The sequence below is a fragment of the Klebsiella sp. I138 genome (assembly GCF_051131765.1).
In the GTDB taxonomy this organism is placed as follows: domain Bacteria; phylum Pseudomonadota; class Gammaproteobacteria; order Enterobacterales; family Enterobacteriaceae; genus Klebsiella.
The window spans coordinates 443,816-458,134 of the sequence record NZ_CP180447.1; the positions used below are offsets into that span (position 1 = coordinate 443,816).

General features: G+C 57.7%; 10 protein-coding genes. 6 read left to right on the plus strand and 4 right to left on the minus strand.

All coding sequences use genetic code 11. From position 1 onward, the window contains the following. The 3 genes from mdtC to ACMYSK_RS02005 are packed head-to-tail and all read right to left on the minus strand — an operon-like array spanning nucleotide 1 to nucleotide 7,448. On the minus strand, nucleotides 1-3,078 hold the full coding sequence (gene mdtC / locus ACMYSK_RS01995) for a multidrug efflux RND transporter permease subunit MdtC (protein WP_434639828.1): 3,078 nt from the start codon (nucleotides 3,076-3,078) through the stop codon (nucleotides 1-3). Further along, nucleotides 3,079-6,201 carry an MdtB/MuxB family multidrug efflux RND transporter permease subunit gene (locus tag ACMYSK_RS02000; RefSeq protein WP_434639830.1) on the minus strand — a complete coding sequence of 1,041 codons (3,123 nt, stop codon included), beginning with the start codon at nucleotides 6,199-6,201 and terminating at the stop codon, nucleotides 3,079-3,081. Further along, on the minus strand, nucleotides 6,201-7,448 hold the full coding sequence (locus tag ACMYSK_RS02005; protein ID WP_434639832.1) for an MdtA/MuxA family multidrug efflux RND transporter periplasmic adaptor subunit: 1,248 nt from the start codon (nucleotides 7,446-7,448) through the stop codon (nucleotides 6,201-6,203). Before ACMYSK_RS02005 ends, ACMYSK_RS02000 begins: the two co-directional genes overlap by 1 nt. Nucleotides 7,449-7,795: 347 nt before the next feature. On the opposite strand from ACMYSK_RS02005, the gene ACMYSK_RS02010 reads away from it, so the two are divergent. The 5 genes from ACMYSK_RS02010 to ACMYSK_RS02030 all read left to right on the plus strand — a co-directional run bounded on the left by ACMYSK_RS02010 (nucleotide 7,796) and on the right by ACMYSK_RS02030 (nucleotide 12,565). After that, nucleotides 7,796-9,334: an EAL domain-containing protein gene (locus tag ACMYSK_RS02010; protein ID WP_434639834.1), complete on the plus strand. Its 1,539-nt coding sequence runs from the start codon at nucleotides 7,796-7,798 to the stop codon at nucleotides 9,332-9,334. A 187-nt stretch (nucleotides 9,335-9,521) separates the two neighbouring features. Next, nucleotides 9,522-10,283, plus strand: coding sequence for a dimethylarginine dimethylaminohydrolase family protein (locus tag ACMYSK_RS02015; protein WP_434639836.1), 762 nt, complete (start codon nucleotides 9,522-9,524; stop codon nucleotides 10,281-10,283). 29 nt (nucleotides 10,284-10,312) lie between these two features. Beyond that, nucleotides 10,313-11,086: an ABC transporter substrate-binding protein gene (locus ACMYSK_RS02020; protein WP_434639838.1), complete on the plus strand. Its 774-nt coding sequence runs from the start codon at nucleotides 10,313-10,315 to the stop codon at nucleotides 11,084-11,086. Between the two features lie 64 nt (nucleotides 11,087-11,150). Continuing rightward, entirely contained in the window at nucleotides 11,151-11,843 is a 693-nt protein-coding gene (locus tag ACMYSK_RS02025; protein ID WP_434639839.1) for an ABC transporter permease, read from the plus strand. Further along, a complete protein-coding gene (locus ACMYSK_RS02030) occupies nucleotides 11,840-12,565 on the plus strand; it encodes an ABC transporter permease (protein ID WP_434639841.1) in 726 nt (241 codons plus the stop codon). The genes ACMYSK_RS02025 and ACMYSK_RS02030 overlap by 4 nt, the downstream gene beginning before the upstream one ends. Here the strand turns inward: ACMYSK_RS02030 and ACMYSK_RS02035 are convergent, their stop codons facing one another. Further along, nucleotides 12,566-13,021, minus strand: coding sequence for an Lrp/AsnC family transcriptional regulator (locus ACMYSK_RS02035; RefSeq protein WP_434639843.1), 456 nt, complete (start codon nucleotides 13,019-13,021; stop codon nucleotides 12,566-12,568). A gap of 14 nt (nucleotides 13,022-13,035) precedes the next feature. On the opposite strand from ACMYSK_RS02035, the gene ACMYSK_RS02040 reads away from it, so the two are divergent. Next, nucleotides 13,036-14,154, plus strand: a complete 1,119-nt coding sequence (locus ACMYSK_RS02040; RefSeq protein WP_434639845.1) for a succinylglutamate desuccinylase/aspartoacylase family protein — start codon at nucleotides 13,036-13,038, stop codon at nucleotides 14,152-14,154. The last annotated feature ends 165 nt before the right edge of the window (nucleotides 14,155-14,319 follow it).

Sequence of the window (14,319 nt, forward strand, 5' to 3'; positions counted from 1 at the left end):
TTATTCGCTTACCGGTTGGCTGGATTTTCGCGAAAAACGCAACCGCAGACGGTCAAAGAACAGATAGACCACCGGGGTGGTGTAGAGGGTCAACAGCTGGCTCATGACCAGCCCGCCGACGATGGTGATCCCCAGGGGCTGACGCAGCTCTGAACCGTCACCGCCGGAGAGCACCAGCGGCAGCGCACCAAACAGCGCCGCTAAGGTCGTCATCATAATCGGACGAAAGCGTAACAGGCAGGCCTGGAAGATTGCCTCTTCCGGCGGCAGGTTGCCGTTGCGCTGCGCCTCAAGGGCAAAGTCGACCATCATGATGGCGTTTTTCTTCACTATCCCAATTAATAGCATGATACCGATAAGCGCAATCAGGCTAAACGGCGCGCCAAACAGCTCCAGCGCCAGCAGCGCCCCCACGCCCGCCGAGGGAAGGGTGGAGAGAATCGTTAACGGATGCACATAGCTTTCGTAGAGGATCCCCAGCACGATATACACCGTGGCAATGGCTGCCAGAATCAAAATGACCTGCGAGTTCATGGTCTGCTGGAAAACCTGGGCGGTACCGGCATAGGAACCGCGCACGCTTGAGGGTACCCCAAGCTGGGTCATCGTGCGGTCGATGGCGTCGCTGGCTTCCGACAGCGATTTGCCGGTCGGCAGGTTAAAGGAGATCGTCGATGCCGCCGACAGCCCCTGATGGTTAACCGACAGCGGTGCGTTGGCCGGCTGCCATTTGGCAAAATAGGCGAGGGGAATCGGTTTGCCTTCGCTGTTGATCACAAACATCTTATCCAGCGCACTGACGTCCTGGGTATAAACCGGATCGACCTCCATCACCACTTTATACTGGTTTAGCGGCTGGTAAATCGTCGAGATCTGCCGCTGGCCGAAGGCGTTATTCAGCAGGTTGTTGGCATCCTGGACGCTGATCCCGAGACGCGACATGGTATCGCGGTCGTAGATGAGATCCATTTCTGCACCGTTATCCTGCTGGTCAGAGTTGACGTCCGCCAGCTCCGGCAGCGCGGCGAGCGCTTTTCGTATCTTTGGTTCCCATTCGCGTAGCGCCGAGAGATCGTCCGACAGCAGCGTGTACTGGTAGCTGGCGTTGGCCTGGCGCCCGCCGACGCGAATATCCTGGACCGCCATCAAGAACAGGTTGGCACCCGGTTCTTTCGCCAGTTTTTTGCGCAGCCGATCGATAATCTGCTGCGCCGTTTCATGCCGCTGGTCGCGAGGTTTGAGGGTGATAAACATCATCCCGCTGTTGACGCGTGAACCGCCGGTAAAGCCAGTCACGTTATCCACCGCCGGATCTTCGCGGATGATTTTCATAAAGTCCTGCAGCTTGCCGCGCATCGCCTGGAAGGAGATGCTCTGGTCAGCCTGAATACCGCCCATCAGTACGCCGGTATCCTGCTCCGGGAAGAAGGTTTTTGGAATCGAGATATAGAGCCAGACGCTCAGCGCCATGGTGCCCAGCAGCACCAGGCCAGTGCTACGGCTATGCCTGAGGACCCACTTCAGCGATTGACCATAGCCGCCCTGCACGGCGACCAGCAGGCGACCGAAACCGCGGTTACGCGTCGGTTCTGATGGTCTGCCGCTTTTCAGCAGCCAGCCGCACATCATTGGCGTGAGGGTAAGAGAGACTGCCAGCGAGATGCCGATCGCCACCGACAAGGTAACGGCAAATTCGCGGAGCAGGCGCCCGGGCAGGCCGCCCATCAGCAGCAGCGGTAAAAAGACCGCCACCAGCGAGAGGCTCATCGACAGAACGGTAAAGCCGACTTCGCGGCTCCCCTGTAGCGCCGCCTGGAGTGGCTTCATACCGGCCTCAAGATGGCGGGAGATATTTTCCAGCACCACGATGGCGTCATCTACCACGAAGCCGGTGGCGATGGTCAGGGCCATCAGCGACAGGTTGTTAAGACTGAAGTCGCACAGATACATGGCGGCAAAGGTGCCAATCAACGAGACCGGAACGGCCACCGCCGGGATCAGCGTTGCGCGTCCGGATCGCAGAAACAGAAACACCACGAGGATCACCAGCGCGACCGAGATAACCAGCGTCTGCTCAACTTCTTCGAGCGAGGCGCGGATCGTCGGCGAGCGGTCCTGGGCAATTTGCAGGTCGATGGCCGCCGGGATGGTTTTCTGTAGCTCCGGCAGGCGGGCGCGAATGCTGTCCACCGTCTGGATGATATTGGCTTCCGGCAGTTTGCGGATCATCAGCAGAATGGCCGGTTTCGCGTTGGTCATCCCGGCGTTGCGCACATCCTGCACCGAGTCGCTGATCTGGGCGACATCGCCAAGGCGCACCGCTGCGCCGTTGTTGTAGTGAACGATCAGCGGCTGGTATTCCGCGGCGGTTTTGAGCTCATCGTTGGTTTGGACCTGCCAGCGTGAGCTTTGGTCCTCCAGCGCGCCCTGCGGCTTACGGACGTTGGCGTTATCGATAGCGGTACGCACAGCATCCAGCGAGACGCCCTGGTTAAACAGCGCCTGCGGGTTCAGGTCGACGCGTACTGCGGGCAGCGAGCTGCCGCCTACGTCGACGTCGCCGACGCCGTCAATCTGAGCGATAGTTTGCGCCAGCTGAGTCGAGGCAAAATCGTACAGCTCGCCCTGGGAGTAGGTATCCGAGGTGAGCGTCAGGATCATGATCGGCGCGTCGGAAGGGTTAGCCTTGCGATAGGTTGGACGGCTGGGCATTCCGCTCGGCAGCAGGTTTTGCGCGGCGTTGATCGCCGCCTGCACATCGCGGGCGGCGCCGTTGATATCGCGGTCGAAATTGAACTCCATAATGATACGCGTGCTACCCAGCGAGCTGGAGGAGGTCATTTCTGATACGCCGGCTATCCGGCCCAGAGAACGCTCAAGCGGCGTGGCTACCGACGAGGCCATGGTTTCCGGCGAGGCGCCGGGCAGCGAGGCGCTGATCATAATAACCGGGAAATCCACCTGCGGCAGCGGGGCGACCGGCAGCAGACGGAAGCCGAGAATGCCGCACAGGGTGATGGCGAGCGAGATCAGAATCGTCGCCACCGGGCGGTAAATGAAGAGAGCGAAAAACTTCATTTACGCCTCCTCCTCATGCCGTGGGAAGCGGCTCTTGATATACAGCGACAGGCGGTCAAAGAGCAGATAAATCACCGGGGTGGTGAACAGCGTCAGCACCTGACTTAGCATCAGTCCACCCACCATGCCAATCCCCAGCGGACGCCGCAGCTCGGCGCCGACGCCGGTACTCAGCATCAGCGGCAGCGCGCCGAGCAGGGCGGCAAGCGTGGTCATCAGGATCGGGCGAAAACGCAGCAGGCAGGCCTGATAAATCGCCTCACGCGGCGGCATACCCTGTTCACGTTCGGCGGCCAGCGCAAAGTCGATCATCATGATGGCGTTTTTCTTAACGATACCAATCAGCAGGATAATCCCGATAATGGCGATAACGTCCAGCTCGCTGCCTGCCAGCCACAGGGCCAGCAGCGCCCCGACGCCGGCGGTCGGTAAGGTCGACAAAATGGTGATGGGGTGAATGAAGCTTTCATACAACACCCCAAGCACGATATACATCGCCACCACCGCAGCCACCACCAGCCAGACGGTATTGCCTAGCGCCGACTGGAAGGCGAGGGTACTGCCCTGGAACTGGGTGCGGATGTCGGTCGGCAAATCCAGCGCCTGTTCGGCGGTGAGAATGGCATCGACCGCATCACCCAGCGAGTAGCTGTCCGGGACGTTAAACGAAATGGTGGTCACCGGGAACTGATCGAGATGGTTTATCGACAGCGGGGCAAAGCGCTGCTCAACGCTGGCGATGGATTTCAGCGGCACGATGCCGCCTGCGCTGCTGGTCAGGCGAATATTGTCCAGCGCCGCCAGCCCCGGAGTCTCGCGGGTGTCGTGCTCCAGCACTACGCGGTACTGGTTGGCCTGGGTGTAAATGGTCGAAATCAGGCGCTGGCCGAAGGCGTTGTACAGCGCGTTATCGACGTCGGCCATGGTGATCCCCAGACGGCTGGCGCTGTCGCGATCGACTTTAATATAGGCCGCGAGGCCCTTATCCTGCCAGTCGCTGCTGACGTCAGAAAGCTGTGGGAGCGCCTGGAGACGCGTCAGCAGTTGCGGCACCCAGTTACTGAGCGCATCCAGTGAGTTCGCCTGCAGGGTAAACTGGTACTGGGTTCGACTGACGGTTGTATCGATAGTCAGATCCTGCGTCGGCTGTAAATAGAGTTCGACGCCGGGAATTCCGTCCACCGACTTTTGCAGACGGGAGATTACGGTCTGCACGCGATCGTCGCGCTCATCCAGCGGTTTGAGGTTGATCTGCAGACGGGCGCTGTTCAGCGCCGGGTTGGTGCCGTCAACCCCGACGTAAGAGGTCAGGCTCTCCACGGCCGGGTCTTTGAGGATGGCGGCGGAAACCTGCTCCTGGCGCTGCGCCATACTGGCGAACGACGCCGACTGCGGGGCCTGTAACGTTCCCTGAATAATACCGTTGTCCTGAATCGGGAAGAAGCCTTTGGGGATAAACACCCACAGCATTACCGACAGGACCAGCGTGCCTAAGGCGACGCTCAGCGTCAGCCACGGGTGATTCAGCACCCGGCTAAGCATCCGGCCATATGCGGCAATGACCCGCTCGAAGAAGCGCTCGCTGGCCTGCGAGAAGCGGTTTTGCTTACGCAGCGACTCGTGGCTGAGCATCCGCGCGCACATCATTGGCGTCAGCGTCAGCGAGACGACGGCGGAAATCAGTATCGCCACCGCCAGGGTAATCGCAAATTCGCGGAACAGCCGGCCGACGATATCGCCCATAAACAGCAGTGGGATCAGCACCGCGATCAGCGAGAAGGTCAACGAGATGATGGTAAAACCGATTTCTCCGGCGCCCTTGAGCGCGGCGGCAAGCGGCTTTTCGCCTTTCTCGATATAGCGCGAGATGTTTTCGATAACCACGATGGCGTCATCGACGACGAAGCCGGTGGCTATCGTGAGCGCCATCAGCGTCAGGTTGTTAATCGAAAAGTCGAGGAACACCATCACCGCGAAGGTACCCACCAGCGACAGCGGTACGGCGACGCCGGGGATAATGGTCGCCGGGACGTTACGCAGGAACAGGTAAATGATCATCACCACCAGCGCAATCGCCAGCATCAGCTCGAACTGGGTATCGCTGACCGAGGCGCGAATGTTGGTGGTCCGGTCGGAGAGCACCTGTACCTTGACCGATTTCGGCAGGCTTTCTGTCAGCTGCGGCAGCATCTGGCGCACGCTGTCGGCGGTGGCGATGATGTTCGCCCCCGGCTGGCGCTGGACGTTCATGACGATCGCCTGCTGGTTGTTGGCCCACGCGCCAAGCCAGCTGTTTTCCGCCCCCTGCTCGATGGTGGCGATATCGCCAAGGCGAATCGGTGCACCGTTCTGATAGGCCACGATCAGGCGGCGATAATCTTCCGCTGACTGCATCTGGTCGTTAGCGGAAAGGGTGACAGCGCGGGAAGGGCCGTCAAGGCTACCTTTAGCCGAGTTGACGTTGGCGCTGGTAATTGCGGTGCGAATGGTTTCGCTGGTCTGCCCCAGCGCGGCAATGGCCTGGGCATTGAGCTTCACGCGCACTGCCGGGCGTTGACCACCCGCGAGGGTGACCAGCCCGACGCCGGAAACCTGGGAGATTTTCTGCGCCACGCGGGTTTCCACCATATCTTCCACCTGGGTCATCGGAATGGCGGAGGAGGTGACCGCGAGGGTCATGATCGGCGGATCGGCCGGGTTGACTTTACTGTATACCGGCGGGTTTGGCAGGTCGGACGGCAGCAGATTGGTCGCGGCGTTGATGGCGGCCTGGACTTCCTGTTCGGCAACGTCCAGCGGGAGCGCTAGCTGAAACTGGAGTGTGACGACTGAGGCGCCGCCGGAACTTTGCGACGACATCTGTTTAAGGCCGGACATCTGGCCAAACTGGCGTTCAAGCGGAGCGGTAATCGCCGACGTGACAACGTCCGGGCTGGCGCCGGGATAGAGAGTGACCACCTGAATGGTCGGGTAATCCACTTCCGGCAGGGCGGAGACTGGCAGGAAGCGATAGCCAATGATCCCCGCCAGCATAATCGCCACCATCAGCAGCGTGGTGGCGACCGGGCGCATGATAAACAGTCGGGAGGGGCCGCCCGTACTGCTCGGGGGTAATACTTGCATCAGGAGCGCGCTCCTTTTTTACCGTATTCGCGGCTGGTGGCCTTTTCCGTCGCGGCAGGCGCGCTGTGCGGGTCCACGACTTCCACCTTCGCCCCTTCGGTCAGACGATCGATACCGTCGGTCACCACCCGGTCACCCACCGATAGCCCGGCGGTAATCACCACTTTCAGGCTGTCCTGAATGCCCGGCGTCACGGTGTGCTTGCTGACTTTGTTTTCTTCATTCAGTACCCAGACAAAATGGCCTTCATTACCCATTTGCAGCGCGGCGGTCGGGATGACGATAGCGTTTTGTTCCGTGTCCACCAGCATGCGGGCGTTGACGAACTGATTCGGGAACAGGGCGTCATCCTGGTTGTTAAAGCGCGCCTTCAGTTTGATGGTCCCGGTGGTGGCGTCAATCTGGTTATCCAGACTCAGCAGGGCGCCTTCGCTGATTTTCTGTTTATTGGTCCGGTCCCAGGCCTCAACCTGTAACGTTTTCCCGGCTTTCTGGGCCTGAACAACCGTGGCGATATCATTTTCCGGGAGCGTGAAGACTAAATCGATGGGGTGCGTCTGGGTCAACACCACGATACCGGTAGTATCGCTGCTGGAGATCTGATTCCCGATATCCACCTGTTTTAAGCCAACGCGGCCGTCAATCGGCGCGGTGATGCGGCTCCAGTTCAGCTGCAGCTGGGCGCTGGCTACGGCGGCTTCATCGGCTTTAATGGTGCCTTCCGTTTCGCTGACCAGAGACTGTTGGGTATCCAGCTCCTGGCGCGAAACAAGGTTGGTTTTCACCAGCTGTTGATAGCGGGCGAGGTCGCGGCGGGCATTGGCGAGCGTGGCTTTATCTTTGGCTAGCTGGCCCTGGGCTTGCGCCAGCGCCACTTTAAACTGGCTGGGATCGATCTCGGCGAGCAGATCGCCCGCCTTGACCTGCTGACCTTCCTGGAAGTGGATAGCCAGCAGCTGGCCGTCAACCCGGCTGCGGACGGTCACCGTATTAGCCGCCGTCACCGTGCCAAGGCCGCTGAGATAGCGAGGCACGGATTCGCTGGTGGCCGTCGCCGCCTGAACCGGCGCCAGGGCTGCGCCGAAACGACCGTGACGAGCACCGCCAGGCGCCTGCTGCTGTGCGCCGTTCGCCGCAGAAGGCGTGGCGTTTGTCGCTGCACGACCCTGCCAGAACCAGTATGCGACACCGGCGACGACGATGACCGCCAGAGCGGTTCCCCAACGGAGTGTATGGCTGCCTTTCATTAATTTGCTATCTCATCCTGAAACGTTTCGCGAAATGATACTAGTTTAGTGACCAAACGCCCCGCAAAAATGGAGGAATTATGAAAAGACTGTTGAGATATGTCTGGATAAAACGCTTTTCGATGAGCCGGTTACGCGAAAACATAACGGATAATCTGGCCTGCGATTCATTGCCCGTCACGCGTTCCCACCAGGTTTTGGCGGGGCGCCGCGGCTTTTCATACCTGGTATAACGACGCTGACGCCATTATTATCAATATTATAGGTCTGAACTGCAGGGGCGGGTACGTTGGGTTTCAGGATTTGCGAGGCGAATGCCAGTATCCATCAGGGGTTGCGGAGAGACGATGAAATTTATCCAGAAGAAGAAATGGCTGCTGGCGGGCGGCGGCGTCGCTGTGCTCCTTTCCGCCTTGCTGACAAATTTTGTCATGCTAAATCATCAGCGCGCCCAGCTTGATACGCTGAGCCATGAGCTTCTCACGCATGCCGAAGAGGTGACCACGCAAATCATTTCGTCCATTCATCATGCGCAAACACGGCAAATTGATGGATGCAACAAACAGGCCATCGCCGCCCTGCGGGAGGTCATCTGGAAGTATGCTAACGTTGAGGATATTGGCATCGTTGAGAACGGAAATCTGGTCTGTACCGCCAACTGGGGAATGCTGGATAAACCGCTGCCGCTGCCCGCTGAGAAATATGTTGTGCCGAATGGGTACAGTATTTACAAGGGGGTAAAAAACTATCTCCCGTACGGCGTTGTTCTGGATATGAGCCAACAGGGCAACATTATTTCGTTTACTTCATCCTTTGCCTTTCATTCATTTTCCCGGCGTAACTACGGCCTTAATTTTTCGTTAACCAGCTTAAACGGGGGCCATGTCTTTCTTAATGATGTGAAATTCGATACGGGCTCCGCGCCTGCGATCAACATCAGCCTGTGCAGCCAGAAATATGACATTTGCGCGCACCTGGCCGAGCGAAAACAGGGCTTTTTCTCTCTCCCTCCGCTGCTTATTGCCCTCATCATGAGCGCGGCTTTTATTCTTGGCGCGGCATTTTGTTACGCCATTCTGAGCTATCTCAGCGAACGGCGATCGCTGGAGTTTCGTTTAAAAAAAGCGATCCTTAATCAACAGATTTACATGGAGTATCAGCCTCTGGTTTGTGCCAAAAACGAACGGGTTGTCGGCGTCGAGGCGCTGGTACGCTGGCATGATCCGATATTTGGTCAGGTCTCCCCGGAGCTGTTTATTTCGATGGCTGAACAGCTGAATGTCTACCACGATATTTCTAAGCTGGTTATTGAGAAAGCGACCAGCGAGTTGCAAACGATTTTAGTCGCCGATGCGCAGTTCACCCTGGCGATTAATATTGGCAAATGTGAAATTAATGACCCACATTTTTTAGATAATCTCCTGCGGACTTTGCAGCATAACGGTATTCGGCCGCAGCAGATTAAAATTGAAATTACCGAAAGAAGCGGCGAATACTACAAAAAAATCGCGGCCTTTTCATTGCAGGCAATGAACCGGGGATTGCGGATCGCCCTCGATGATTTCGGCACGGGCTCTTCAAACCTGCTGTGGTTAACGGAAGTCTTTTATGATGAGATAAAACTGGATAAGTTTTTCGTCAACGGACTCAAGAATGAGTATAAGCGAACTATCCTGACGTCGATTCTGGATGTCGTCTACAGGCTGAATAAGCAGATCGTATTTGAAGGCGTAGAAAGTAAAATCGATTTTGAGTTCGTCAAATCCTTCGATGAAAATGCGTTAATTCAGGGTTGGTATTTTTACAAATCGATGCCAATTGAAAAAGTTACGGCGCTGCTGCTGCCTGGCAATCATGCCTACCGACTGCAAAACGCGCATATTTAGTCTCCCGGCAACGGTGCATATCGGCAGCGGAATGCGTCGTTTGTGCGGCAATATACAGCGTAAATTGATCTCCCCGGCCGGCTATTCAGCCGGACTGGTGACAACATCTGTTTGATAATCAAGAAAACCCGTTGCTTTACCGGCATGTCGGGATCAACAACGATTATTTGTCACCTGAGGGTTCTCTATGCATTTTACCCAAGCCATCGCCCGTCTGCCGGCCGCAACCTGTGCAGCCGGTCAAACTACCGCCCGGCTCGGTGCGCCGGATATCGCGGGCACAACTCGCCAGTTTATGGCCTACGTGGAAACGTTGCTGCAACTTGGCCTGAAAGTGACCGTGTTGCCGGCGGCGGCGGATTATCCTGATGCCCATTTTGTTGAAGATACCGCGGTTGTGATGCCGGAGCTGGCGGTGATAACTCACCCGGGCGCGCCGAGCCGCCAGGGAGAAGTGGCGACGATTGCGCCGGTGCTGGCCGGTTTCCGTTCCCTGGTACACATGAGCGATCGCGGACATATGGACGGCGGTGATGTGCTGCTGGTCGGTAAACAGTTCTTTGTCGGCCAGACGGCACGTACCGATGAACAAGGGATCCGCGAGTTTGCCGCCGCCGTTGAACCGCACGGATATCAGGTCACCTCAATTGAGGTGAGCGCCGGGCTGCACCTGAAATCTATTGTTAACTATGTCGGACGTCATACGCTGCTGCTGACGGAAGGTTACGTCAATCATCCGGCGTTTAGCGCCTTCAACACGATTGTGATCCCGCAAGAGGAGTCGTATGCCGGGAATACGTTATGGATCAACGACACATTAATTACGCCTCAGGGTTACCCCTATACCCTGGGTGAAATCAGTAAGCTGGGGATGCCGATTGTACAGCTCGACACCAGCGAATTTAAAAAAATGGATGGCGGCCTGACCTGCCTTTCACTGCGTTTTTAGCCACGTCGTTGACATCAGGGGTCACAGATATGAAAACACGTATTGCCGCATTACTGGCCTGTATGGCGCTCAGTGCGCCGCTGGCCGCCCAGCAGTTTGATACCATCAGCTTCGGCGTTGACGGTGGCTATCCGCCCTTCGACGTGCTGGCTCCCAGCGGTGAGATCACCGGCTTTGATATTGATATTGCCAATGCGCTCTGCACACAGCTGAAAGCGAAGTGCGTCTTTGTGAAGCAGCCGTTTGAGAGCATGATTGCCGCGCTGAATGCGCATAAATTTGATGCGATTATTGCCTCGCTGAACATTACCGATGAGCGTAAGAAGGAAGTGGATTTCACCGACCGCTACTATCGTAGCGCGGCGCAGCTGGTTGCGCGCAAGGGGAGCCCGCTACTGCCGGATGCCGCCAGCCTCAAGGGTAAGACCGTTGGCGTCCAAACCGGCTCGACCCATGAAGCCTACGCCAGAACCCACTGGGCTAATCACGGCGTGAAGATTGTGGGCTACGCCAACCAGGACAACGTCTATCTGGATCTGCTCTCCGGGCGTATCGATGCCTCTCTGCAGGACAACATCCAGGCGGCAACCAGCTTTATTGACACCCCGCGCGGGCAGAAATTCGCCTTTGCCGGCCCGGTTATCAGCGATGGCAGCATTTCATCTGATGTCGGTATTGCGGTGAATAAAGACAATCCGGCATTGCGCGATGCCCTCAACGGGGCAATCAAACAAATCCGCGCCGACGGTACCTATGCCGCCATTCAGAAAAAGTACTTTAGCTTTGATATCTACGGCAATTAAGCCGTGAAGGGGAGGGCGCGATGGTCGATCGACGCCCCTTTACGCCACGGGTGGAAGACAGAATATGGTTGCAGATTATTTACCGTTACTGTTACGCGGTGCGGGGCTTTCGCTGTGCGTCATGCTTGTCTCACTGCTGGTGGCGCTGCTGCTGGGGCTGGTGAATGCGCTGATTAAGCTGTTCGGGCCGCGCTGGCTACGTTGGTTTTCCACCGGCTATACCACGCTGGTGCGCGGCATCCCTGAACTGGTCATTATGCTGCTGCTGTTTTTCGGCGGCGAGATGCTGGTCAACGTGCTGCTGTCGCTGGTGGGACTTGGTCCGGTACGATTCAATACGTTTATTTCCGGCGTGCTGGCAATTGGCTTCGTGTTTGGTGCCTATTACACCGAGACGTTTCGCGGGGCGTTTCTCACCGTCGAGCGCGGGCAAACCGAAGCGGCTGAAGCATACGGTATGCGGCCGTGGCAGGTCTTCCGGCGCATAATGCTGCCGCAGATGCTTAGCTTTGCTATCCCAGGCATCAATAATAACTGGCTGGGGCTGATGAAAGCATCGGCGCTGGTCTCGATCCTCGGTTTAGAGGATATGGTGTGGCTGGCGGAACAGGCCGGGCGCGCGACGCAAAAACCGTTTCTGTTCTACTTCCTCGTGTCGCTGATTTACATGGTCATCACCGCACTGTCCAGCTGGCTGTTTAGCTATCTGGCGAAGCGCTATGCGCTGCGTTCTTCCACGGCGGGAGCGGCGCAATGAACCTACAGACCTTTATCGACGCGGTGCCAGGCTATTTGTGGAGCGACGGCAACGGTTCCGCCAGCGGGCTGGTGATGACGGCGGAGCTGTTTTTGCTGTCCATTGTCCCGGGAATGATGCTGGCGGTGCTGCTGGCGATAGTCCAGGCCTTCGGTCCGCGCCTGCTGGCGTGGCCTGTCCGTGGTTTCACCTGGTTTTTTCGCAGCACGCCGCTTTATCTACAGCTGATGCTGATCTATTACGGGCTGTCGCAGTTCGACATCGTCCAGCTGGGCTGGCAAAACGACCAGCCGTTCTGGCTGCTGTTTCGCGACGCGACCTTCTGCGCTACCCTGGCGCTGGTGCTGAATACCGCGGCTTACGTCGCGGAACTGCTGGCGGGAATGATGGCGACGTTCCCACGTCAGGAGTGGGTAGCCGGCGAAGCCTATGGCATGAGCAAGTGGCAGATTATTCGCCGCCTGGTTCTGCCCGCCACGCTACGGCGGGGGATCCCGGCGCTGAATAATGAGATGGTGTTTTTACTTCACGCTACTTCGCTCGCCAGCACCGTGACATTACTGGATATCACCGGCGTTGCACGGGCGTTCTACGCCATCACCTATTCACCGTTTATTCCGTTCCTGATGGCCGCCGCGCTCTATTTACTGTGCACCTTTTTGCTGATCTTCGCCTTTTCGCGAGCGGAGCGGCGCTGGCTGGCGTTTATCAAGCGCCCCTGATCAGGAGCGTTTGATGGACTGAAGCTCCGTCAGGGTGACGATTTTATCGACGCGAAACTTTTTGCTGGTCAGCCAGCTGTCCGCCAGTTGGCAGTAGTGCGCCATGCTGCGACAGCCGATACGCACCAGGAAGTCAAAGCTGCCGCTGACCAGCCAGCAGTCAAGCACCTCCGGCGTTTGGCGCATCTCCTGTTCAAAAACCGGCTGAGAGCGGCCGTGGTCAGCCAACGCAATTTGCGCTTGTACCACGAAGGCATGCTCGGGTTCGGGAAGTTCAATCATTGCACTGTAGCCACGGATAATTCCGTCGCGCTCAAGGCCACGTACGCGTTCCAGGCAGGGACGGGCGGTGAGGTTTACCTGCTCCGAGAGCTTTTGATAAGAAATGCGGCCATCCCGGCGCAGGATTTCAAGGATCTTGTGATCGATACGGTCAAGCCGGGCTTTCTTTTCCACAGATAGGACGTCCAATGAAAATTAAACACTATACCTTACCCGAACATGCTCTCAGTGGGCAGCGGCAATTAACCCATTTTCATTTTGGCGAACCCGGCCGCGGAGAGAAAGTCTATCTGCAGGCGGGGCTGCACGCCGATGAAATTCCGGGCATGCTGGTTCTGCATTATCTTAAAAGATTACTCAGCCAGGCGGAACGGCGCGCGGAGCTGCGCGGCGAAATTATCCTTGTTCCGGTGGCTAATCCGCCGGGGCTGGCCCAGGTGGTCCTTAACGGCGGCATCGGGCGTTTTGACCTGACGAGCGGGCGCAATTTCAACCGCGACTTTCCCGATCTGGCTCAGCTTGCCCAGCGACATCTCGCTGCCGATGCCCCGCTAACCCGCGAAGCGTATCTCCAGCAGGTTCGCGATGCAATGCGCGATGCGCTGGCCGCCGAACCGCTTCGCAGCGAGGTACAGGCTTTACGCCACCATCTGCTGACGTTGGCCTGCGATGCCGATGTGGTGCTGGATCTGCACTGCGATGACCGGGCCATTCTACATCTGTACGCCGATCCCGCCTGGCAGGCGCAAGCCGGGGTTCTGGCCGCCTTTTTAGGCATTGGAACGGTGCTGCTGTCGCAGGAAAGCGGCGGCAATTCGTTTGATGAAGCCTGCGGGCTTCCCTGGCACCGCCTGGCGGCGCGTTATCCGCAATGGCAGCATGGCCAACCCGGTTGTATGGCGGTGACCGTGGAGCTTCGCGGCCAGCAGGATGTCAACCATGCGCTGGCCCGCGAGGATGCCGGGCGCCTGTACCGCTATCTGCAGTTTCGCGGGGTGCTGGCGGGGGAGTGTCACGCTGTTCCACAGCAGGAGACGCTGATGCTGCCGTTTACAGGCGGAGAAATCGTAACCGCGCCGGCGAGCGGGATCTTCGTAGCATTGAAACAGCCCGGCGAGTGGGTCAGTGCCGATGAGGTGGTGGCAGAGATTATCGATCCGCTCACCGATATGATCCAGTCGGTCCGCCCCCAGGTGGGCGGGTTGATCTATGCCAGCCGTCGGGCGCCTTTTGTGACCTTTGGCGCTGAGCTAATGAAAATAGCCGGTAAGCAGCCTTACGTCGGCGGCGGTGGGCTGGCGATGTAAGACGTAGTGAACGAGCGATCTCCACCCGCTCTTAGGGGGAGCCCGGAGCGGCGGTCCTGGGCGGGTTAAGATTGATATGTATCAACTGTTTTATCAACTCAAGAGATAAATAACTAAAAAAGAGTTGTAACCCTTGCAGCTTTTATTCAATTTATATGGTGAATG

What these genes read in the sequence shown, in the direction of transcription:
- mdtC (WP_434639828.1), bottom strand. Translation starts at nt 3,078, where the DNA reads ATGAAGTTTTTCGCTCTCTTCATTTACCGCCCGGTGGCGACGATTCTG.
- ACMYSK_RS02000 (WP_434639830.1), bottom strand. Translation starts at nt 6,201, where the DNA reads ATGCAAGTATTACCCCCGAGCAGTACGGGCGGCCCCTCCCGACTGTTT.
- ACMYSK_RS02005 (WP_434639832.1), bottom strand. Translation starts at nt 7,448, where the DNA reads ATGAAAGGCAGCCATACACTCCGTTGGGGAACCGCTCTGGCGGTCATC.
- ACMYSK_RS02010 (WP_434639834.1), top strand. Translation starts at nt 7,796, where the DNA reads ATGAAATTTATCCAGAAGAAGAAATGGCTGCTGGCGGGCGGCGGCGTC.
- ACMYSK_RS02015 (WP_434639836.1), top strand. Translation starts at nt 9,522, where the DNA reads ATGCATTTTACCCAAGCCATCGCCCGTCTGCCGGCCGCAACCTGTGCA.
- ACMYSK_RS02020 (WP_434639838.1), top strand. Translation starts at nt 10,313, where the DNA reads ATGAAAACACGTATTGCCGCATTACTGGCCTGTATGGCGCTCAGTGCG.
- ACMYSK_RS02025 (WP_434639839.1), top strand. Translation starts at nt 11,151, where the DNA reads ATGGTTGCAGATTATTTACCGTTACTGTTACGCGGTGCGGGGCTTTCG.
- ACMYSK_RS02030 (WP_434639841.1), top strand. Translation starts at nt 11,840, where the DNA reads ATGAACCTACAGACCTTTATCGACGCGGTGCCAGGCTATTTGTGGAGC.
- ACMYSK_RS02040 (WP_434639845.1), top strand. Translation starts at nt 13,036, where the DNA reads ATGAAAATTAAACACTATACCTTACCCGAACATGCTCTCAGTGGGCAG.